The organism is Blastopirellula sp. J2-11 (assembly GCF_024584705.1).
In the GTDB taxonomy this organism is placed as follows: Bacteria; Planctomycetota; Planctomycetia; order Pirellulales; family Pirellulaceae; genus Blastopirellula.
Genome location: NZ_CP097384.1, coordinates 1,496,845 through 1,516,614, shown reverse-complemented (window position 1 = coordinate 1,516,614; position 19,770 = coordinate 1,496,845). Strand labels below are relative to the sequence as shown.

The 19,770-nt window shown below is 57.1% G+C and carries 21 protein-coding genes; 7 read left to right on the top strand and 14 right to left on the bottom strand.

What is annotated here, in order from left to right:
* Positions 1-897, bottom strand: a complete 897-nt coding sequence (locus tag M4951_RS06290; protein WP_262025632.1) for an MlaE family ABC transporter permease — start codon at positions 895-897, stop codon at positions 1-3.
* A gap of 207 nt (positions 898-1,104) precedes the next feature.
* Entirely contained in the window at positions 1,105-2,031 is a 927-nt protein-coding gene (locus tag M4951_RS06285; protein ID WP_262025631.1) for a hypothetical protein, read from the bottom strand.
* Positions 2,032-2,101: 70 nt separating this feature from the next.
* Between M4951_RS06285 and M4951_RS06280 the strand changes: the two genes are divergently transcribed.
* The 5 genes from M4951_RS06280 to M4951_RS06260 all read left to right on the top strand — a co-directional run bounded on the left by M4951_RS06280 (position 2,102) and on the right by M4951_RS06260 (position 5,611).
* Complete coding sequence (locus M4951_RS06280) at positions 2,102-2,809, top strand: hypothetical protein (protein WP_262025630.1); 708 nt, start codon at positions 2,102-2,104, stop codon at positions 2,807-2,809.
* Between the two features lie 75 nt (positions 2,810-2,884).
* Complete coding sequence (locus tag M4951_RS06275) at positions 2,885-3,811, top strand: glucosamine-6-phosphate isomerase (protein WP_262025629.1); 927 nt, start codon at positions 2,885-2,887, stop codon at positions 3,809-3,811.
* Positions 3,811-4,587 carry a PIG-L deacetylase family protein gene (locus M4951_RS06270; protein ID WP_262025628.1) on the top strand — a complete coding sequence of 259 codons (777 nt, stop codon included), beginning with the start codon at positions 3,811-3,813 and terminating at the stop codon, positions 4,585-4,587. Before M4951_RS06275 ends, M4951_RS06270 begins: the two co-directional genes overlap by 1 nt.
* 92 nt (positions 4,588-4,679) lie before the next feature.
* Positions 4,680-5,249 carry a hypothetical protein gene (locus M4951_RS06265; protein ID WP_262025627.1) on the top strand — a complete coding sequence of 190 codons (570 nt, stop codon included), beginning with the start codon at positions 4,680-4,682 and terminating at the stop codon, positions 5,247-5,249.
* Positions 5,250-5,260: 11 nt separating this feature from the next.
* The gene (locus tag M4951_RS06260) at positions 5,261-5,611 is read left to right on the top strand and encodes an amidohydrolase (protein ID WP_262025626.1); all 351 of its coding nucleotides are present in this window, start codon (positions 5,261-5,263) and stop codon (positions 5,609-5,611) included.
* A 31-nt stretch (positions 5,612-5,642) separates the two neighbouring features.
* Here the strand turns inward: M4951_RS06260 and M4951_RS06255 are convergent, their stop codons facing one another.
* A complete protein-coding gene (locus tag M4951_RS06255) occupies positions 5,643-6,329 on the bottom strand; it encodes a 7-carboxy-7-deazaguanine synthase QueE (protein WP_262025625.1) in 687 nt (228 codons plus the stop codon).
* A 91-nt stretch (positions 6,330-6,420) separates the two neighbouring features.
* On the opposite strand from M4951_RS06255, the gene queF reads away from it, so the two are divergent.
* The gene (gene queF / locus M4951_RS06250) at positions 6,421-6,807 is read left to right on the top strand and encodes a preQ(1) synthase (RefSeq protein WP_262025624.1); all 387 of its coding nucleotides are present in this window, start codon (positions 6,421-6,423) and stop codon (positions 6,805-6,807) included.
* Positions 6,808-6,814: 7 nt separating this feature from the next.
* Here queF and M4951_RS06245 read toward each other — a convergent pair whose 3' ends face one another.
* Positions 6,815-7,288, bottom strand: coding sequence for a nucleoside deaminase (locus M4951_RS06245; protein ID WP_262025623.1), 474 nt, complete (start codon positions 7,286-7,288; stop codon positions 6,815-6,817).
* A gap of 126 nt (positions 7,289-7,414) precedes the next feature.
* Between M4951_RS06245 and M4951_RS06240 the strand changes: the two genes are divergently transcribed.
* Positions 7,415-8,893 carry a sulfatase family protein gene (locus M4951_RS06240; protein ID WP_262025622.1) on the top strand — a complete coding sequence of 493 codons (1,479 nt, stop codon included), beginning with the start codon at positions 7,415-7,417 and terminating at the stop codon, positions 8,891-8,893.
* 707 nt (positions 8,894-9,600) lie between these two features.
* Here the strand turns inward: M4951_RS06240 and M4951_RS06235 are convergent.
* The 10 genes from M4951_RS06235 to M4951_RS06190 all read right to left on the bottom strand — a co-directional run bounded on the left by M4951_RS06235 (position 9,601) and on the right by M4951_RS06190 (position 19,406).
* Positions 9,601-9,861 (bottom strand): (Na+)-NQR maturation NqrM, encoded by a 261-nt coding sequence (locus M4951_RS06235; RefSeq protein ID WP_262025621.1) that lies wholly within the window; start codon positions 9,859-9,861, stop codon positions 9,601-9,603.
* Between the two features lie 3 nt (positions 9,862-9,864).
* The gene (locus M4951_RS06230; RefSeq protein ID WP_262025620.1) at positions 9,865-10,896 is read right to left on the bottom strand and encodes an FAD:protein FMN transferase; all 1,032 of its coding nucleotides are present in this window, start codon (positions 10,894-10,896) and stop codon (positions 9,865-9,867) included.
* Complete coding sequence (gene nqrF, locus M4951_RS06225) at positions 10,880-12,118, bottom strand: NADH:ubiquinone reductase (Na(+)-transporting) subunit F (protein WP_262025619.1); 1,239 nt, start codon at positions 12,116-12,118, stop codon at positions 10,880-10,882. Before nqrF ends, M4951_RS06230 begins: the two co-directional genes overlap by 17 nt.
* A gap of 40 nt (positions 12,119-12,158) precedes the next feature.
* Positions 12,159-12,770, bottom strand: a complete 612-nt coding sequence (gene nqrE / locus M4951_RS06220; protein WP_262025618.1) for an NADH:ubiquinone reductase (Na(+)-transporting) subunit E — start codon at positions 12,768-12,770, stop codon at positions 12,159-12,161.
* Between the two features lie 2 nt (positions 12,771-12,772).
* Positions 12,773-13,411 (bottom strand): NADH:ubiquinone reductase (Na(+)-transporting) subunit D, encoded by a 639-nt coding sequence (locus tag M4951_RS06215; protein WP_262025617.1) that lies wholly within the window; start codon positions 13,409-13,411, stop codon positions 12,773-12,775.
* The gene (locus M4951_RS06210; protein WP_262025616.1) at positions 13,404-14,210 is read right to left on the bottom strand and encodes a Na(+)-translocating NADH-quinone reductase subunit C; all 807 of its coding nucleotides are present in this window, start codon (positions 14,208-14,210) and stop codon (positions 13,404-13,406) included. The genes M4951_RS06215 and M4951_RS06210 overlap by 8 nt, the downstream gene beginning before the upstream one ends.
* The gene (locus M4951_RS06205) at positions 14,200-15,450 is read right to left on the bottom strand and encodes an NADH:ubiquinone reductase (Na(+)-transporting) subunit B (RefSeq protein WP_262025615.1); all 1,251 of its coding nucleotides are present in this window, start codon (positions 15,448-15,450) and stop codon (positions 14,200-14,202) included. The genes M4951_RS06210 and M4951_RS06205 overlap by 11 nt, the downstream gene beginning before the upstream one ends.
* Before the next feature lie 2 nt (positions 15,451-15,452).
* Positions 15,453-16,808: a Na(+)-translocating NADH-quinone reductase subunit A gene (locus M4951_RS06200; protein WP_262025614.1), complete on the bottom strand. Its 1,356-nt coding sequence runs from the start codon at positions 16,806-16,808 to the stop codon at positions 15,453-15,455.
* 440 nt (positions 16,809-17,248) lie between these two features.
* Complete coding sequence (locus tag M4951_RS06195) at positions 17,249-18,001, bottom strand: HisA/HisF-related TIM barrel protein (protein ID WP_262025613.1); 753 nt, start codon at positions 17,999-18,001, stop codon at positions 17,249-17,251.
* The gene (locus tag M4951_RS06190; protein ID WP_262025612.1) at positions 17,985-19,406 is read right to left on the bottom strand and encodes a prenyltransferase/squalene oxidase repeat-containing protein; all 1,422 of its coding nucleotides are present in this window, start codon (positions 19,404-19,406) and stop codon (positions 17,985-17,987) included. The genes M4951_RS06195 and M4951_RS06190 overlap by 17 nt, the downstream gene beginning before the upstream one ends.
* Between the last annotated feature and the right edge of the window lie 364 nt (positions 19,407-19,770).

Here is a 19,770-nt window from a genome sequence, read left to right as displayed (position 1 = left end):
TTAACCTCCGCTAATGGAGACGACATGATCGGGCCACATATAGTTATAGATCGAATCGAGCCCAATCCCGAGCGCCAAGTCGATCGCCAAAATAAAGACGAACGAATAGACGAACGCCGCAGTCGCAGCTCGGCCGACCCCTTCGGCGCCAGCTTCGCAATGGAACCCGCGATGACAACTGACGATCGCGATCGTCCCGCCAAAGAAGACGCTCTTAATAAGACCATAGAAAATATCCCACGACTGCACAAACTGCTCGGAGTTGTACATGTAGTAGTGCTGATCGATCCCCAAGATATTGACCGAGTAAAAGTAGCCGCCGACAAACCCCATGAAGTCGGCCATCACGGTCAACGCCGGGATAAGAATCACGCAGGCCAAGAATCGCGGCACCACGAGATAATGGATCGGATTGGTCCCCATGCTATCGAGCGCGTCGATCTGCTCGGTCACGCGCATCGTTCCCAGTTCGGCCGCCATGGCGCTGCCGACGCGGCCGGCCAACATGGTGGCGGCGAGCACTGGTCCCAGTTCGCGGACCAGCGTCATGTTAATTACGGCGCCCAGTCGCGTCTCGAGCCCCAGTTGCCGGAATTGAAAATAGCTTTGTACGGCCAACACCATGCCGATAAAGGTTCCGGTCAGCGCCACCACCGGCAGGCTCATCACGCCGACCTGGTAGAAGTTGGGCACCAGCGTTTCCCGCTTTGGCAGGCGATTAAAGAGCCATTGCATGGTCCGCAGCGCGAACAGCGACATATCGCCGACGGCGATCGTAAATTCGATCCCCAGCGTTCCCCAATCGGCGATCCAATTGAAAAACGCCTCTTCGATCCAAGTCAATTGACGTGGTCGCGGGGGGGGAGTCGGGTTTATCGGGGAGGTTCCGGTCGCCATCGTTTTCGGTCGTTGACGATGCGTGCTAGCTACTCTCGAGATGCGCGCGCAGCTCGGGGGATCCTCATTAACTTCGACTAGTGTCGTTGATCGGCTTGAGGAAAGCTGCGCCGCTTGGCGAAGGTTTGCTTACAGCGTCTGAAATCCCGCGTGAATTGGTTGTTATTCGGCTGCCGGCGCTAGCGTTGCTGGCTCTCCTCGATTTCATCATTCCGACCAGGGATCGGCCTCGGCGAGGGTCAACGATTCGTGTTTCATCTTGGGCGGAACCGCGGCGGCGCTGGTCACCAATCGCAATTCGTATCCGCTCCAACAAACCATCGATAAGATCAGCGATAGCAAGAAACCTTGTGCGAGATTCATCAGCAAGAACATCAAGACAATCTTGCCTAGATCCGGCGGCGCCCCTGCCCCGGAGATCATGAAAAGCAAAGCGACTTCGCTGAGCGTCACCACCGCACAAATCCCGGCCAGCACCAAGTAGCGAAATGCGAAAGTCATTCGGTACGACAAGACAAGCGTCGGCAAGGTGATTGCGAGATTCACGACCGTGAAAATCCCGACGCTAATTAACGGCCTGATGTCGAACGCGGGAAACACAATGGGGAACTCAAACGCTTTGAGCATTCCCATTGTGACGCTTAGCAAGAAGACGCCGCCGATCAGATGCTGCAAATGAAAACGTTGCGATCGTTCCAAAGAAGCGTCGCGGTGGAGCAAGCGTCGACGGGTCGCCACTCGGTAAACCAAGAAACTCCCTGTTGCGGCGATCAGTCCCCATATCAAAACCGCCGCTAACATCGACCGGTCTTCGTCCGAAAATAGATACCGTGACAAGGCCGTCGCGCCTTGTTGGTGAACGACAAACACCAAGGTAATCGCCAACAGCGCCCAAGGAATCCGTACGACCATTCGCCCCGGTCCCATCGCGCTCCAGATGGCGATCAGGTCGATCTGGACGACATACGTTCCCATGCATAACGCCTGGATAAACTCGGTGGAATAGCCGTACCCCGCTCCAAACCCTCGCGTCACGAAAAAGTCAAAGACCAGGAAGCCGATCCCCAACAACAGGAGCGGCGCGATGCGCCATCCGCGCGAGATTGGCCGCCGCTGCTCCCCTGATTCTTGCATGTCGCCGCAGCTCCGCCTAATCTAACGATCTGAAGTTCCCCCAATTGTATCACAGGCGTGAAGTGATCGCATGGAAGAAAACATCGCCTCCGAGTCAACGCCAAGCCGATTTCGCCCGCCGCAGTTTCAACTTGCTCAAGCGACCGTGATCATCACCGCGATTGCGATTCTGTTGATGTTTTCGGCGCCGTGGATGCGTGCTTTTAACCAGTCGCAATGGATGGAGATCTTGCGTAGCGCGATTTGCATCTTTGTCGGCGCGATTGTCTTCTGGACGATACTTGACCAGATCCGCCGCAACGCGATGCTTCGCGCCGGAGGACTTTTGCTCGTCATGGACGATAAAAGGTCGATTCGCTCGAAGATTTGGAGAAGCGTTGGATTGGTTATCCTTTGCGTTGCTCCAATTTTCCTGATACTGGTTCAGGTCCATTTGTTGGGTAAGTCAAATCCGCCGACATCGTGGATGCTCGAAGTGATGAATAGGATCGCCCCGTTGGTGATGACCTTTCAGTTCATTTACATTCTGAGGTCTTCGACCGCGACTCAGTTCCGCGAAAACGGGTTGCTGATGGGCGGGATGCTGCTCAACTGGAAAAACTTCAAAACTTATCGCTGGGGCGCTTATCAGCCCAACCAACTGCAACTAATCGGCGTTAGCCCAGGAAGCCTCCCGATTCAAGTTGCTCCCGAGCAGCGCGAGCAAGTCGAAGCAATCTTGCGCACACACCTGACAGGTTTTATACAATCGCCTGAAACTTCGCATTCCGAAGATTGACACAGCGCCGGTGCGAAGGCAAAATCGGGCGACTTGCCTCACTACCTTCCTTGACTTCGCCAAAGAGAATTCGATATGCGATCTCGCAGCATCCTTGCACCACAGTGGTGGGACTTCACAACGCTCGATCGTGAGCTACTGGACGATGCGGCCCGCGTCACGCCGGAAGACCTGCTTGGCTTTTCCCGCGAAGGCTTTGAAGTGCGGATGTATGACACGCTCGAAGATTTCTATCTGGCCGAAGCGCTCGAATACATCACCGCCTGGAAACAAGCGACCGCCGACAATCCGTGCGGCATCTGCGGACCCATCGGCCCGACCGAACAACTGCCGCTGGTCGCGCGACTGGTCAACGAGCTAGAGATCGATCTGAAGCACGCCCACTTTTGGGGCATGGATGAATGGGTGGTCGACGGCAAAGAAGTGCCGTTTGAATTTCCGCTCGGGTTCGCCAAAGCCGATCACGACCTGCTGTTTGATCGGATCAAACCCGAACTGCGGATGCCGACCGAGAACATTCACTTCCCCAAGGTGGACGCGGCCGAATATATCGCGTCGTGGGATCAGGCGCGCTGCCTGGTTATGCAAGGGGGTCAGGGAGACGCAAAGCACTGGGCGTTCAACGATCCCTTCCCGCGGACCGGCGACTATGTCGACGCGCCGCCCACTCCAGAAGAATATCGTCAGCTAGGCACCCGCGTCGTTGATCTTCACCCGGTGACGGTGATGCAAAACGCACGCACCTCTGGCGGCGGCGTCGTGACCGAAGTTCCCCTTTCGGCGGTGACCGTCGGACCGAAAGAGACTTGGAAGTCGGAATGCGTTTCGATCTGGCAAGCCGGCGCGCACGACAATCCGTTCGGGCAACGCTTGACGGCGCTGATGATCGCCAAGAAGATTCCTGATTCGGCGGTGCCGATGTCGTTGTTGGCGGATCACCCGAATGTTCGCTTCAACTACTTCCGCGGCGGTTTGGGAACTTGCACGGTTCAAATGCACTAATGAAGCGTTCCGCTTTGGCCATCGCGGCCCATCCTGACGATATCGAGTTCCTGATGGCGGGCTCCCTGATGGCGCTCGCCGACGCCGGCTACGAGATCCATTATTGGAACGTCGCCGACGGCTGCTGCGGCAGCATGACGACCGATCGCGAGACGACCGCCCGCATTCGCCTGGCTGAAGCCCAGGCGGCGGCCGCGTCGATTGGCGCGCACTTTCACGCGCCGCTGTGCGCTGATCTAGAAGTGATCTATTCGCTTGAATTGTTGGCGAAAGTGACTTCGGTCATGCGGGCCATTGAGCCGGAGATCGTGCTGACGCACGCGCCGAGCGACTATATGGAAGATCACATGCAAGTCGCCCGACTAGCGGTGACCGGCGCGTTTTGCCGCGGCATGCCCAACTTTTCGGTCAATCCGCCGCGCGCGATCACCCAGCAAAAGGTGACGGTCTATCACGCCCAGCCGTACCAAAATCGGGACCCGCTCGGCCAACTGGTCATGCCGGAACTGTTTGTCGAAACGGCGGATCTAGTCGAGCGGAAAGTCGATATGCTGGCCTGCCATAAAAGCCAGAAAGAGTGGCTCGACCAAAGCCAGGGGATGGGCTCGTATCTGGAAGCGCTCCGTGATTTGGATCGCCAAGTGGGGCATCTTTCCGCAAAGTTCTCATTTGCCGAAGGCTGGCGACGGCATCTGCACGCTGGATTTTGCGACCCCGACGATGATCCCTTGGCCGACGCGTTGGCGTCGCGCGTGGTTCGTAATCCAGCGTACTAACCCGTTTGGCTCGCCCTGCCCTTCCCTTGGCGCGGCTGTTACAATGACGAGAATAGTCGTTCTAACAATTAAATGGGATCGGGGAGCCGGTGATGGAAAGTCTCGAAAAGCTAATCTTCATGTTGTGCGGCGTTGCGTTAACAGCAGTTTGCTGGGGATCGTACGGCGCGGTGCTGCATGAAGGGCAAGCAAGACTAGGGGGTTCTTTCAAGCCGCTGATCTGCGTCGGCTTCGCCTACTTTGTCGTCGCCATTCTGATCCCAGGAGCGATTCTCGCTTCGCAAGGCAAGCTGTGGGAAGGTTGGAACTTTAGCGGCATCGGTTGGAGCGGCGCCGCCGGCGTTTTTGGTACGTTGGGCGCGTTGGGGATCGTACTGGCGTTTAGCGCCGGCAGCAGCGCCTCGAAACCATGGATCGTCATGCCGCTCGTTTTTGGTACGGCGCCGATCATCATCACGGTTATCTCGATGACGACCAAGGGGCTGTGGGGACAAGCCAACCCGCTTTACTTCGCCGGACTAATTTTGATTGTCGCCGGCGCCGTGACGGTTCTCTTTTTCGCTCCTCGCGCCAAACCGCACGCAGCAGCCGATCACGGCAAGACAGCGTCTGCAGTGGAGAAACCAGCCGATTCTTCTGAAGCCAAACCTACCGCCGATTAGCGGAACCGACGATGAACGACTCCAGCAACGATCAACGCCTGATGCAGGCGATCGACGCCCAACTCGCGCATCTCTGGATGGTTCGCACGTTTCTCAAGCATGCCGAAGAGACGGAAGAAGACGACGAACTGCAGGAAGTCGCGCGAGCATTGTACGACTACATGCTCGCGCTCGGAGCGCCGCTCGAAAGCGGCGATGCGGCCGCCTATCTGAAACAGGCGAAGAAGAAACTCTCGAAATTGCGCCGCGCCGGAGAGCTGTTCTTAGAGATTCAGCCCGAGATCTCTGACCACACCAACTTTCGCATGGCGGCCGCCAGCTGCCGCACCGTAATCGCTGAGTTAGAACGACTGCTCGCGTAGGTCAGACCTTGGCCTGACCTACACGGGAACATCATGTCCCCCGCAGCGCCCCAAACCATTCGATCTGCCGCCGCGGTCCAAATTGCAATTGATGCTGATCGCACCAAGGCTCGAGCCAGGTTCGAATCGCTTCCAACGCGCTGGCCTCGGTTCCTTGCGGCATCATAAAGACGGTTGCGCGATCGATCTGCGGATACCGGTCGAGATAGCGGAGCACTTCTTCGGCGTCGGCCGCGCGATCGATCACAAACTTGAACTGATAGGCGTGCTCTTCGATCAACTGACGTATCACCTCAGGCGCTTTCCGCGTTTGCTCGTGCCGGCGATGCCAGCGGGGATGATCGTCCAACGGGGGCGCCGAGTTTGACATTTTCGGGCTGATCGACATCACATCGCAGGCCAACGGCAAATAGAGAGTGCCGGCCGTTTCGATGGTGATATGACGTCCGGCGGTTCGGATCCCTTCGCACAGCGGGATCATCTCGGCGAACAACATCGGTTCGCCCCCGGTCAAAACCACATGATCGCAGTCCAACAGGGCGATGCGTCCCAGGATCTCGGCGACCGACAGATCTTCTCCTTCGGGCCGCCAAGAGGCATGCGGCGTATCGCAAAACCAACAGCGGAGATTGCAACCAGAGGCGCGCACAAACGTGCTCGTGACGCCGGTAAGAGCCCCTTCTCCCTGAATCGATCGATAAATTTCGGCGATGCGCACGCGTTTGGACTGCGGTTTAGGTGTGAGCCCGCTTTTCGTCGCGGGCCGGTTAAGCCAAAATACCAGTTTACCGTGTAGGAGTGACGCGCAAATGGCGACACAGTTTCGCGATATTCTAGAAACTTTCGAAAATCAGAATCCCGGTCGCGATTACAACATCGAGATCATCTGCCCAGAATTTACGTCGGTTTGCCCGAAAACGGGCCAGCCTGACTTTGGGATGCTGGTTTTCAACTATATTCCCGCAGCGAAGTGCGTCGAGCTGAAAAGCTTGAAGATGTATCTTCAGGCCTTTCGCAACGAGGGAATCTTCTACGAAAACGTCACCAATCGCATTCTGGACGACCTGGTCGCCGTGCTCGAGCCCCGCTGGATGCACCTGGAAGCGAAGTTCACGCCGCGCGGCGGAATCAGCACCAACGTCTCGGTCGAGCACTACGCCGAAACGCCGGAAGAGGACGAGGAAGCAGAAGCCTAATCGCCGACTAATAAGCGATCGCCGATTCGCCCCCCTTCCAGAGGTCGAACAATTCGCGGCAAGCCGCTCGCTCGATATCGCTGATCAGACGCGTCGAGCTTCCCCCTTGTTCATAGAGCGAGCGTGCGGAGACCCGCAGTTCGTTAAAACCGGCCGCGGCGGCGTCATCGATGGTAGCCCCATAGTAGATCTCGGCGACCCGCGCCCAATGCAGCGCCGCTGCGCACATCGGGCAAGGCTCGCAGGTAGTCGCGACCTGAGCCGTCGGAAGCAAGATTTCGCCCACTTCTTGGCAAGCGACGCGCAGCGCCGTCACCTCGGCATGAGCCGTCGCATCAACCGTTTGCAGCACAAGATTGTGAGACACGGCGACCACTTCTCCATCCACGGCGATCGCACAGCCAAACGGCGATTGACCGGCGGCGATCCCCTGTTTGGCCTTCTCAATGGCCAGTTGCATCAGTTCAGCAGGCGAAATCATGGGCGGTTTTCGTAATAAAATCGGGAGAAGTGAGCGAAGCATCTTGTTTACAATAGTGAAGTCGCCCCACTCAGGCGATAGGAACATTCCCGCTGCTTTCGCCACTCGACGCTAGTTTGGATCTCTATGCAATCTCTGCGAAATCTTGCGCTCGTCGCCTGTCTTGTCGGATCTCTCTTGGTCAGCGGCGTTTCTGCAGAAAAGCCCAAAAACATCGTGCTTATCTACGCCGACGACATCGGCTACGGTGATTTCAGCTGCTATGGCGCCAAATCGTTCTCGACCCCCAACGTCGATCGAATCGCCCAAGAAGGGCTGCAGTTTACCGACGGACATTGCGGGTCGGCGACTTGCACCCCGTCGCGCTATTCGTTGCTGACCGGCCGTTACGCCTGGCGACAAAAGGGAACCGGCATTTTGCCAGGTGACGCGGCGTTGATTATCCCGACCGATGAAGTCACCCTCCCTTCGATGCTGCGAGATGCCGGCTACAAGACCGGCGTCGTCGGCAAATGGCATCTGGGAATTGGAACAGGCAACGTCAATTGGAACGGCAAAGTAGCTCCGGGACCGCTGGAAGTCGGGTTCGACTATTCGTTTTTGATCCCCGCCACCGGCGACCGCGTTCCGTGCGTTTATCTAGAAAACCATCATGTCGTGGGACTCGATCCCAACGATCCGATCGAAGTCAGCTACGCCCAAAAGGTGGGAGACGAACCGACCGGCAAAGAACATCCCGAACTGCTAAAGATGGGACTCTCGGTCGGCCATGACAAGACGATCATCAACGGCATTAGCCGCATCGGTTACATGTCAGGCGGAAAATCGGCGCGCTGGGTCGACGAGGACATGGCCGATACGATCACCGAAAAAGCGGTTGCGTTTATCGATGACAACGCTGACCAACCGTTCTTCCTCTACTTCTCGACGCACGACATTCACGTCCCCCGCGTTCCGCATCCGCGGTTCGTCGGCAACAGCGGCCATGGTCCGCGTGGTGACGCGATCCTGCAGTTTGATTGGTGCGTCGGCCAGATTTTGGACGCCCTGGATCGTCACCAATTAACCGATGACACGCTCGTCATCTTGTCGAGCGACAATGGCCCCGTGCTGGATGACGGCTACAAAGATCAAGCGGTTGAATTGATCGGCGACCACAAAGCGGCCGGCCCGTTTCGCGGCGGAAAATATAGCGCCTATGAAGGGGGAACCCGCGTGCCGACAATCGTGCGTTGGCCCCACGTTGTGAAGCCCGGTGAGTCGAAAGCGCTCGTCTGCCAGATTGATCTGTTGGCCTCGCTCGCCAAGCTGACAGAACAAACGCTACCTGCGGAGGCTGCTCCTGACAGTCTGGACGTCCTGGAGGCGCTGCTAGGACAATCGACGATCGGTCGTAGCGAACTCGTCGAACATGCCCGCCAACTGTCGCTCCGCATAGGCGATTGGAAGTACGTCGAACCGCGCCGCAACACCCAGGACCAACTCTTCAATCTGTCGCAAGACATCGGCGAAACGAAGAATCTGGCGACCGCTTCGCCCGAGAAGCTGAAAGAAATGAAAGCCCGCTTGAAGGTGATTCGCCAAGCCGGCCGCACGCGCGAGTAAAGCAGCGCCCCAACGCGACTTTGACACCAACTGTCATCGCAGAAAAAAGTATCGCCGGGCGCCTCGGCTCAAAAATTGTCTGTTGACAAAGCGCACGAAGCTGGGGTCGACTGCAAAATCGCAGGGTGGGTGAAGCAAAAACCGCGATTGATTCGACCATCACCAACCAACAAAATCGGTTTGCGTAACCCACCAAAATTGTTGATCAATTGGATCGCATTGGTGGGTTGCGCAAGCGGTGATGTCGTTCGAAATTGGTGCGCCGGAAACCGCTTGCTCCACCCACCCTACCTCGGATATCTACGCGCAAAATTAGGGGGCGAACGGGATGAGGATCAAGGAAATTCGTCAGTTGATGACGCGGTTGCGGGAGAGTAATGCGGCGCTGCGCGACAATTTGTCGGCTCATGATGCGGCGATCTTGCAGCAGCGGCGGTCGAATAACCAACCAACTAACGCCGCCAGAAAAAAAGGATCCGGTCCGGTCCAACGATCCAGTCCGGTCCAACGATCCCGTCCGGTCCGATGTTCCAGTCCGGTCCAAGCCTCCGAAGGTGCGAAGCCGCCGTGAAATAAATCAACGCCGAGCTAGAGCCAAACGCCGGAGCGTTAAATAATACGCGCTGGAGCAACCAAGGATCCAACCAGGCTTGAACAGACTGGTCAGGCTATGGCCACGAGGTTGGTTGAGAAATAACGCTGCGCGTTTACGAATGAACGGGGTGCTCATCGGCAGCGGCCGGATGGTCTTCGCAGTCGCCAGCTTCAACGTGACGCTTGCCTTGGCCGGAGCAATCGGGCGAAGGAGTCGTGCACGCGTCGCAGATCGGGTTACCGACCGAGTCGCGGAAGTTGTTTAGCCCGCCGCAGCTTCCCTTGATGCTGCGATTACTGACGATGACGCCGATCGCCATCCCGGCCAAGGCAATGGCGAAAACGCCGGCTGCGATCAAAAAAGTGAGTAGCACGAGTTACTCTCCACGCTGAGGCCACTGCGATGTGCGGCGTACGACCGGCCCATCCGCGCCGCGGATGAGAAACAACACGGCCAATTTGTTTTGTTCCGCCCAATTGTATCCACGCTCCGGCCCCAAGACCATGAGCGTCGTCGCGAAAGCGTCGGCCGCAGCGCAATCGGAATGCAAAACGCTGACCGAGGCGAGTTGATGCCCCAACGGACGCCCAGTCTGGGGATCGATCGTATGCGAGAAAGTCTCGCCGTCCACTTCAAAAAAATTGCGGTAATCGCCGGAGGTCGCCAGCGATTGGTTCGACAGTTCGACAATCTCTTGAATCGCTCTGGCGCCGGGGATCGGTTTCTCGATCGCGATCCGCCAGGGCGAGCCGTCGCTCTTGCGTCCGGCGGCGCGAACTTCACCGCCGATTTCGACCATATACGATTTAGCGCCTGCGTCGGCGACCAATTGTGCGAGCTGATCAACGCCGTATCCTTTGGCGATCGCCGAAAGATCGACATACAACTTGTCGTGCGACTTTTTCAAGGCCGGAGGATCGAGTCGAACCTGCAGCTTGGAGTCGCCTACGTTAGCCAACGCTTCGGCAATCGCCGCATCGCTGGGGATCTCTTCGGGATGATGATCGGGGCCAAAGTTCCAGAGATTAACCAGCGGACCCACTGTCACATCGAAGGCGCCGTCGCTCTGCTGGCTGATCTCTTTGGCCCGCGAAACAACGTCGGCCAACGCCTGCGAGACCGGAAACCAATCTCCCGCTGGACTTTGATTGAAACGAGAGAGTTCCGAATCCGGAATATAGGTCGACATTTGCTGGTTGATTTCGACCAGCCGCTGGTCCACCTGTTTTTGCAGCGACTTGGTAGAGAAGTCGTCGCCCGGTGCAATCCACTTGACCGAGTAGGTGGTCCCCATCGTCCGCCCTGTCAACTCGACAGGAGCGGAGCCGTTGGGAGTACAGCCGACCACCAGGAGCAGCAAACATGCGGCTCTGGCCAGCGCGATCAGACGTTTAGCCGCCGAAGTCATCGTAGGCGATATTTTCTGGCGGAACGCCGAGGTCATCCAGCATTTTGAACACCGCCTGATTCATCATCGGCGGACCGCAGATGTAATACTCGATATCTTCCGGAGCCGGATGATTCTTCAAGTAGTTCTCCAGGAGAACCTGGTGAATGAACCCTTTCAGGCCGGTCCAGTTATCTTCGGGCAACGCGTCCGAGAGCGCGATGTTGAACTTGAAATTGGGGAACTCTTTTTCGATGTCGCGGAATTCGTCGACATAGAACAGTTCGCGAACGCTCCGACCGCCATACCAGAACGAAACCTTGCGGTTGGTCTTCCGTTCTTTGAACAGTTCAAAGATGTGACTGCGAAGCGGAGCCATACCGGCGCCGCCGCCGATATAGACCATTTCGTTTTCGGTGTCTTTGATAAAGAACTCGCCGTACGGGCCCGAGATCGTCACCTTGTCGCCGGGCTTGCGGCTAAAGATGTAACTGGACGCTTTACCTGGGGGCGTTCCTTCGGGAGCTCGCGGCGGCGGCGAAGCGATGCGGACGTTGAGCATGATGACGCCCTTTTCGCCCGGGTAGTTGGCCATCGAGTAAGCGCGAATCACCGGCTCTTCGACCTTCGAGACATACCGCCAAATGTTGAACTTATCCCAGTCTTCGTGATATTCGTCTTCGACCAGGAAGTCTTTGTAGGCGACTTCGTGTTCGGGAATCTCGATCTGGATATAACCGCCTGCTTTGAAATCGACTTCTTCGCCTTCAGGCAGCTTCAGTTTGAATTCTTTAATGAAGGTCGCAACGTTGCCGTTCGAGATCACTTCACAATCCCACTTCTTCGTTTCAAACGCTTCGTGGGGAACTTCGATGCTCATGTCCTGCTTGACCGCGACCTGGCACGACAAGCGGTACCCTTCGCGGGCTTGCTGGTTGTTGATGTGCGATTTTTCGGTCGGCAGAATGTCGCCGCCGCCCGAATGAATCTTCACTTTGCACTGAGCGCAAGTACCGCCGCCGCCGCATGCGGACGAGACGAAGATCCCTTGGTCAGCCAGGGCGTTGAGCAATTTGCCGCCAGCGGGGACATGAACTTCTTTTTGTTCATTGATCACCAGCTTTACGTCGCCGGCGGCCACGAGCACTGACTTAGCGGCCAGAATGATCGCCACCAACGCCAGGACGAGAACCGTGAACATCGCGACGCCGACGGGAATCAGGATGAATTGATATTCCTGCATGACTCTATACTTTTCGACTAAAAGTCACTGAAATCGGGAATTACAGCATGCCGCCGAACGACATGAACGCCAAAGCCATCAGGCCAGCGGTGATGAACGTAATGCCGAGTCCTTTTAGACCATCCGGCACGTCGCTGTATTTCAGTTTTTCGCGAACGCCTGCTAACGCGACGATCGCCAGCGCCCAGCCGACCCCGGCGAAGAGGCCGTATACGCAGCTTTGCGTAAAGGAGTAGTCACGTTCGACCATGAACAACGAACCGCCCAAAATCGCACAGTTGACCGTAATCAACGGCAGGAAGATGCCGAGCGCGTTGTAGAGCGGCGGAAAGTAGCGATCAAGCCCCATTTCGAGGATCTGCACAATCGCCGCGATGACGCCGATGTAAATAATCAAACCGAGAAACGTGAGGTCCATATCGGCCAGATCGGAGCTGATCCAAGCCAGCTGCCCTTTCTTCAGCAGATGCTGATAGATCAGGTTGTTGGCCGGAATCGTGATCGCCATCACCGCGATCACCGCGGCGCCCAGGCCGAGGGCTGTCTTCACGTTTTTGGAAACCGCGAGAAACGTGCACATCCCCAAAAAGAAGGCGAGCGCGAGGTTTTCGCTGAAGACTGCTTTCAGTGCGATATTGACTAGGTCAGTCATGGTTAGCCCTCCGTCTCTACCTGGTCGGGACGGAATGTCCGCAAGACCCAAATGATAATGCCGATGATGAAGAACGCACTCGGCGGCAACACCATCAAACCGTTGGTCGTATACCAGCCGGTGCTATTGGCTGCGTCGTACAGCGGCAGAATCGTGATGCCGAACAAAGTTCCAAAACCAAACAGCTCCCGGAAAAAGGCGACGATCAACAGAATCAAGCTATAGCCGAGCCCATTGCCGACGCCGTCCAGAAAGCTCATGCCGGGTTCGTGCTTCATCGCGTAAGCTTCGGCGCGTCCCATCACAATACAGTTGGTAATGATCAAACCGACGAACACCGACAGCTCTTTGCTGATGTTGAACGCGTAGGCCTTTAAAAATTGATCGACGATGATCACCAACGAAGCGATGATCGTCATCTGCACGATGATGCGGATGCTGCTAGGGATGAACTTGCGAACCAAGCTGACGCTGAGGTTCGAGAAGCCGGTCACCACGGTCACCGCCAACGCCATGGTCAACGCTTTGTCCATTTTGGACGTCACCGCGAGCGCCGAGCAAATGCCGAGCACTTGCAGTGCGATCGGATTGTTGGTGAAGACCGGCGACAGCAGGATATCTTTCGTGGTCTCTTTAGCCATTGAAGTCTCCCTTGCGAACTTTCGCCAAAAATGGACCGAAGCCGCCTGGACCTAGCCAGTAGCGAACCATGGTATTGACCCCTTTGGTCGTGATGGTGGCGCCTGACAGGCCGTCGATGTTGGTATCAATGCCGCCGGTCTGTCCCGCTTTGGTGACCGAGACGACGACCTTGCCATCGTCTTCAATCGCGGTGGTGCCGGGCCACTGCGCCTTCCAATCCGGATTGTCGACTTCGCCGCCGAGCCCCGGAGTTTCACCATGCGAGTAGTAAGTCAAACCTTTGATCGTCTGGGCGTCTCCCTCAAGAGCGATGAAGCCCTTCATGGTCGACCACAATCCTTTGCCGTAGAACGGCAACACAATCACGTCGATCTTGTCCTCTTTCTTCAGCAAGAAGACTTGCGAATACTTGGGACGTTCTTTGATATCACCCAGCTTATCGTCGGCAGGCGCATCGGTGGGAATTTTTTCCATCTTTGGCTTGTCTTCCAACGACTCGGCCGAAACCGGATTTTCTTTCCGATTATCGACACGTTCGCCGGTATCAAGATCGATCACGATCGTCTCGATATTGTTATACAACTCGGTGATCTTGGCGGCGCTGACCTCTTCGACCTTGCCTTCTTTGTCCTTCGGCAACGCGCCGGCGGCAGCCAGAATATTCTTCTGCTTATCCAGCTTTTCGTTTTCGACTTGAGTCGGTTTCAGGAGGACTGCTGTCGCTGAAACCGCTATCGAGCAAACGATGCAAAGGACGGCGGCCACGAGGAACGTTCCGCCTACGCTATCACGACGCATAGCGAGCCATCCTTCTGTTGATGTTTCCTTGAATCACGAAGTAGTCGATCAGCGGCGCCATCACGTTACCAAACAAGATGGCGAGCATGATCCCTTCGGGGAACGCGGGGTTAATGCCGCGAATCAAGATCGTTAGTACGCCGACCAGGATCCCGTAGAACCACTTTCCTTTTTCCGTCATCGCCGCCGAGACGGGGTCGGTCGCCATAAAGACGCAACCGAAGGCGAAACCGCCGATCACCAAGTGCCACCACGGCGGCAAAGCGAACAACGCGGAGGTTTCCATCCCCGACAAGCTGGCCAGGTAGAACGCACCCGACGTTCCCACGGCGCCCAAAACGGTCGCGGCCATGATCTTCCACGAGCCGACGCCGGTCAGGATCAAAAACGCGGCGCCTAGCAAACATGCCAGAGCCGAAGTTTCGCCCATGGATCCGGTGATCGTGCCGAGGAACGCTTGCAGCCACGTGATCCCGTGACCGTCGACTCCCTGCAGAACCTGCGAAAGCCCCACGTCCAGATTGTCTTTGTTCTCGGCCAAAGCTCCCAAGGTGGTCGCTCCGCTGAAACCATCCGCGGCAACCCAAACGTTGCCGGTGATCTGATTCGGATATGCGAAATACAGGAACGCCCGCGCGGTGAGGGCCGGATTGAGGAAGTTTTTGCCGGTGCCGCCAAAGACTTCTTTTCCGATCAACACGCCAAAGGCGATCCCCAAGGCGACTTGCCAGAGCGGTATCGTCGGCGGCAACGTCAGTGGAAAGAGCATCCCGGTCACCAGGAACCCTTCATTCACTTCGTGCTTGCGAACGATCCCGAAGATCACTTCGATGATACCGCCGACCGTCATGGTGACGATGTAAACCGGTAGAAAATAGATCGCGCCCAGCACGATGTTATCGAGCAAGCTGCCTGGATCGTGAGCCATTCCGAGCGACGTGAACAGGCTCTCTTGCCAGCCTTCCGGCGCTGTACCGGCTTCGGCGTGAATCGCCGAGTTGGCTTGATAGCCGGTGTTCCACATCGCCATCAAGATGCACGGCGTGAGCGCGATGACGACAAACACCATCATCCGCTTCAGGTCGAGACCATCTCGCACATGCGTCGAGCCGTGCGTGATTTCGCCCGGCGTGTAGAGGAACGTATCTCCCGCTTCATACAGCGGATAGAGTCGTTCGAGCTTGCCGCCTTCCTCAAACAGAGGCGCGGCGCGATCGAGTAGGTTGCGTATAAACTTCATGGTTACCCCTCGGCCTCAATGCGGTCTAGGTTCTTCCGCAGGGCGCTGCCGAAGTCGTGCTTGCCGGTGTCGACGTAGGAACAAAGCGCCAAATCTTCTTCATCCAATTCCAAGGCGCCCAGCGCCTGAGCCGATTCCATATCGTTCACCACCAGCGACTTGAGCAGCGCGGTCGGTTCGATATCAAGCGGCATTACTTTTTCGTACATTCCGGTCGGAATGATCGCACGATGACTTCCCTCGCTGCTGGTGGTGAAGTCGTAATCACGACCTCCGCCGGTCAGAGCCGACATAAACACCGACTTGGTCGAGAACTTGCCGAACCCAAGCGTCAGCCAACCGAGGAAGTCGCGATTGCGTCCCTCTTCCAACACCGAAATCTGGCTGTGATAACGTCCCAGGAACGTATGCGGTTCGGCACAAGTTCGACCCCAAAAGACCGAACCGGAGATCACGCGAGGATCGTCTGCTTTCAGCTGACCGTCAGTCAACTGGGTCAGATCGGCGCCCAAGGTCGCTTCAATCAAGCGAGGCTTGCTAACGGCGGGTCCCGCCAGCGAGAGGATTCGCTTCACGCTCAGTCGGCCAGTTTTAAACAACGAACCGATCGCCAGCACGTCTTGATAACCGATGTGCCAAACGGCCCGATCGCGCCCTGCTGGATACAAGCAATGAATATGCGTTCCAGGCAAGCCAGCCGGATGCGGTCCGGCGAATTCGACGACTTCGGCGAAATCGAGATCTTCGCCTGGGATGTCGGCGCCGGGAGCACGACAAACGAACATCGGTCCGTCGGTCAGTTTGCTCAGCGCTTCCAAGCCGGCGGTAAACTCCGCTTTCTGCGGACCGATCACAACCGCAGGATCCGCCGCCAAGGGATGGGTATCGATCGCCGTAATGAACAGCGCTTGCGGCGTTTGCGTCGGCGAAGGAGTCCGCCCGAAGGGCCGTTGTCGCAATGCAGGCCACAGGCCGGCGGCCAACATCCCCTCAACCACTTGCTGGCGAGTCAGATTCAAGAGCGATTGATCGCCGTGCGAAGCGAACTCAACTTGTTCGTCTCCTTCACGCTCGATCACGACCGACAAAAATCGACGCTTGGCGCCGCGGTTAACCGCAACCACCTTGCCAGCGACCGGCGACGTGAACATGACGCCGGGATTCTTCTTGTCTTCAAACAAGGCTTGGCCAAGCTTGACCGAGTCTCCATCGGTAACGAACATGGTCGGCCGCATGCCGATGTAGTCGTCGCCAAGGAGACCGAATCGGGTCACTGCTCCGGCCGACTCAATGGACTGCTGAGGACGACCCGAAATCGGCAGGTCGAGCCCTCGTTTCAATGTAATAGTTCGTGGCATCCGCGGCTCCGAACGGGCAAATCTAGGCCCTGGAAATTACTGCGTATCGCTGCGTAAAGTGGCGAGCAAATTGAGTTCGTGAAAACTTTCACAATGTGAAGGCCATGTAAGCCCGGGTAATGCTTTTCAATCGTCTGCGGCGAACAAAGGAAGCTCTGCAGTTAACGCTCGCCGTGAAGAAGATGCCTACACCCAGGCATGCCCGAATAATTGCCTCGCTATCCTCAAAATAATATCGGTTGTGCAGGGAGTCGCAAGGGGAGAATTCCTCGCCCTACGATTCCGGACGCCTTTTTCCGAGGTCCCAACTTGCGTTTCGAGCGGCGATAAGCGACCGCGACGAACCCCTGGCGAAATGTGGGCAAATACCGATCCGTTAAAAAACAACGACAAAAAACTCTCTGCCGTAATCTCTCTGCCGCAATTTAGTTCATCACCGCTCATTGCGGACGCGCCATTAATATTTTTTCATCTTCATGAAGTGCGGAAGAGACCAGCACGCGCGCTGCGCCGAGCGACACTTGCGTCTCGATATCGGCCAATGTCCGGATCCCTCCACCGGTAACCCATTCGACTCCCGTAAGTTGCGTCGATAATTCGCGGCACAACATCTCCGTTCCGGTTCCCCTACCCTGCCCGACATGAGCCAGATCCAGCAGCACCATTCGTCTAGCGCCGCAATCAAACGCGCGTTGTGCGATTTCTTCGGGACGAATCGCCGCTCCCACAATTCGCAACGGCCGTCCATGTCGCAAATCAAGACTGAACGTGACGCTCTCGCCGAATTCGGCGGTGATCTGCCCCAGATCTTCCCAGCGCTGCAGCGTCTCGAGGCCGACAATCAGCGAAGCGACGCTCTCCGGTTCCAAAGCTTCGATCACGCGCTGGCAATCGGCCAGCGTCGCCAATCCAGCGTCGAGATGCAGCCGCAGTCCGGCCTGTGCGATTTTCCGCCAATCCTCAACTTGCGGTCGACCGTCAAGAATCGCATCCAGATCCGCCACATAGGCATCGCGAAACGAATACGCTGCGACCATCGCGGCGGCGATATCCCCGGGTTCCGACGATGCGCACAACCGGCTTTCGATCGGACGATAGCGATGTCGCAAGCCGCCCACGCCGCGCACCACGTGCCGGTCTTTCAAATCAATCACCGGCAAGATCGCCGCCGGCAGCTCAGAACGTGAAGTCAATGGACTGATCAGAGTAGAGAGGCATATGGCGATAGTAGACTTCCAGGATCATCGCCGCCAAACAAGTTGTGTACAATCGCCCCCCCTCCTCGAAGTAGGGGTCATCAAATCGCCAGCTCCCTGCCTCGTACAATTTGGTCGACTGCGACTGAACCAGGTAGTTGCTCAGCTTGTCGTTCCACTTCGTCCACGCAGGCCCGCCTTGGTGCGCCATTACGTTGGTCGCGTAGTAATTGAAATACATGTCTCGCTGCGAAGGGCCTTCGGTCGCAAGAAACTTCGCCCCACGCTCCAATCGCGGATCGTTGCGGCGCCATCCCAAGTACATCCGCGACAACAGGCCGATCGCCGTTGTCGTCGGCTGCTTCCCAGGTCGCTGATATCCATAGTAGGCGCCGGCGTCAGTTTGCACCGTATCAAGAAAGTGCTCGGCCAAACCGACACGCGGCGACGAAACTTGCAGCCCGCCGATCAAGGCGCTTTTCAGCGCCATCAGTTGCCAACCAAAAACCGACGTATCGCCCGGCTCGCCAGGTTGATAACGCCAACCTCCGGCGGAGTGCTGCGCAAACTCAATAAACTTCACCGCTTCCTGAGCATCCTGGCGCAAGTCAGGATCTTCGGTCATCGCGTAGGCTTCGCACAGCGCGATCGCCGCCAAGCCGTGACAATACATGCCAAACTTGCTGCCGCCTGTCAGATCGCCTCCCTGATTGCTGACGATCATGTGCGTCCGCAAATAGTAGAGCCCCTTGGCGACCGTCTCTTGATAAGGGCTTTCCCGCAGATGCGTATAACCTTTGCCCAAAAAGGGGAGCAGCGCCAAACCGGTCGCGCCGGTCAACGCATGCGCGGTTCCCGGATCGGTGGCCCGCGCTCCCTGAGGGCCGTTGCGATGATTGAAGTCCCAATGCCCATCTTCGTTTTGCTGCGCGGCGATCCAGACCAACGCGCGTTCGACGGCGTCTTGCGTCGCTTGCGAGCCGCCCCGTTGTTGCAGCAAACCAGGCTGGTTCGCGGGATCTCGTCCCGCAAATCCACCAGCGCCCGCCGGCGGAACATAAGTCAGCGTCGCGGAATCCGAAAACTGAAACGCGGGGGACGGAATCGAAGTCGTCGGCGCTTCTGATGGAGCGGTCTGCGCCAGTTGCTGCGCCATCTCTTCAATCGCGTAGGTCGAGTCGTTGATGACGTCCCCTTGGATGTCGGCGACTTTCGGCTGCCACTGAGGGAGCTCGGTGATGGGAACAATCGGATCGGCTTCACCGAGGATGATCCCCGGCGGGCCTTCCTGCCGATCGTCTCGCAAGATCCACAACCCTAGCGTCATCACAACCACCAGGTGAAACAGCAAACTGAACATCCAGCTGGCCGAGCCTTGAAAACGTCGCGACAGCCACAGCACCAGCGCATTCCCCCTCTTCCTGGCCCGCGTTGGAGCCGGAGACTCGGCGACATTCGTCGATGCCGAAAGGATGCGCATAAATCGCTACGATCGAAACAATGAGTACACGCCGCACAATCGGCGCGCAGTACCAGGATCACCGTCAACTATAGCTTGATCGAAACGGCGGAAGGGAAGCAAATATTGTGCGGCGAATTCGCCATGAGAGGGCCCAGCGACATACTTGCCGTCGCCGTAAGCCGAAGCCAACCACGTTGCTCTCAACAAAGACCGTGAAGGCAACGCGAGGACTTTCGACACTTTCGCACCAACCGGATAGAGCGATTCGCGCCGCTCGAAGATCGCGATCCTCGTCGGCGAAATT

What these genes read in the sequence shown, in the direction of transcription:
- M4951_RS06265 (WP_262025627.1), top strand. Translation starts at nt 4,680, where the DNA reads ATGGAAAGTCTCGAAAAGCTAATCTTCATGTTGTGCGGCGTTGCGTTA.
- M4951_RS06210 (WP_262025616.1), bottom strand. Translation starts at nt 14,210, where the DNA reads ATGCGTCGTGATAGCGTAGGCGGAACGTTCCTCGTGGCCGCCGTCCTT.
- M4951_RS06280 (WP_262025630.1), top strand. Translation starts at nt 2,102, where the DNA reads ATGGAAGAAAACATCGCCTCCGAGTCAACGCCAAGCCGATTTCGCCCG.
- M4951_RS06270 (WP_262025628.1), top strand. Translation starts at nt 3,811, where the DNA reads ATGAAGCGTTCCGCTTTGGCCATCGCGGCCCATCCTGACGATATCGAG.
- M4951_RS06285 (WP_262025631.1), bottom strand. Translation starts at nt 2,031, where the DNA reads ATGCAAGAATCAGGGGAGCAGCGGCGGCCAATCTCGCGCGGATGGCGC.
- queF (WP_262025624.1), top strand. Translation starts at nt 6,421, where the DNA reads ATGGCGACACAGTTTCGCGATATTCTAGAAACTTTCGAAAATCAGAAT.
- M4951_RS06205 (WP_262025615.1), bottom strand. Translation starts at nt 15,450, where the DNA reads ATGAAGTTTATACGCAACCTACTCGATCGCGCCGCGCCTCTGTTTGAG.
- M4951_RS06245 (WP_262025623.1), bottom strand. Translation starts at nt 7,288, where the DNA reads ATGATTTCGCCTGCTGAACTGATGCAACTGGCCATTGAGAAGGCCAAA.
- nqrE (WP_262025618.1), bottom strand. Translation starts at nt 12,770, where the DNA reads ATGACTGACCTAGTCAATATCGCACTGAAAGCAGTCTTCAGCGAAAAC.
- M4951_RS06200 (WP_262025614.1), bottom strand. Translation starts at nt 16,808, where the DNA reads ATGCCACGAACTATTACATTGAAACGAGGGCTCGACCTGCCGATTTCG.
- M4951_RS06275 (WP_262025629.1), top strand. Translation starts at nt 2,885, where the DNA reads ATGCGATCTCGCAGCATCCTTGCACCACAGTGGTGGGACTTCACAACG.
- M4951_RS06240 (WP_262025622.1), top strand. Translation starts at nt 7,415, where the DNA reads ATGCAATCTCTGCGAAATCTTGCGCTCGTCGCCTGTCTTGTCGGATCT.
- M4951_RS06290 (WP_262025632.1), bottom strand. Translation starts at nt 897, where the DNA reads ATGGCGACCGGAACCTCCCCGATAAACCCGACTCCCCCCCCGCGACCA.
- M4951_RS06260 (WP_262025626.1), top strand. Translation starts at nt 5,261, where the DNA reads ATGAACGACTCCAGCAACGATCAACGCCTGATGCAGGCGATCGACGCC.
- M4951_RS06215 (WP_262025617.1), bottom strand. Translation starts at nt 13,411, where the DNA reads ATGGCTAAAGAGACCACGAAAGATATCCTGCTGTCGCCGGTCTTCACC.
- nqrF (WP_262025619.1), bottom strand. Translation starts at nt 12,118, where the DNA reads ATGCAGGAATATCAATTCATCCTGATTCCCGTCGGCGTCGCGATGTTC.
- M4951_RS06230 (WP_262025620.1), bottom strand. Translation starts at nt 10,896, where the DNA reads ATGACTTCGGCGGCTAAACGTCTGATCGCGCTGGCCAGAGCCGCATGT.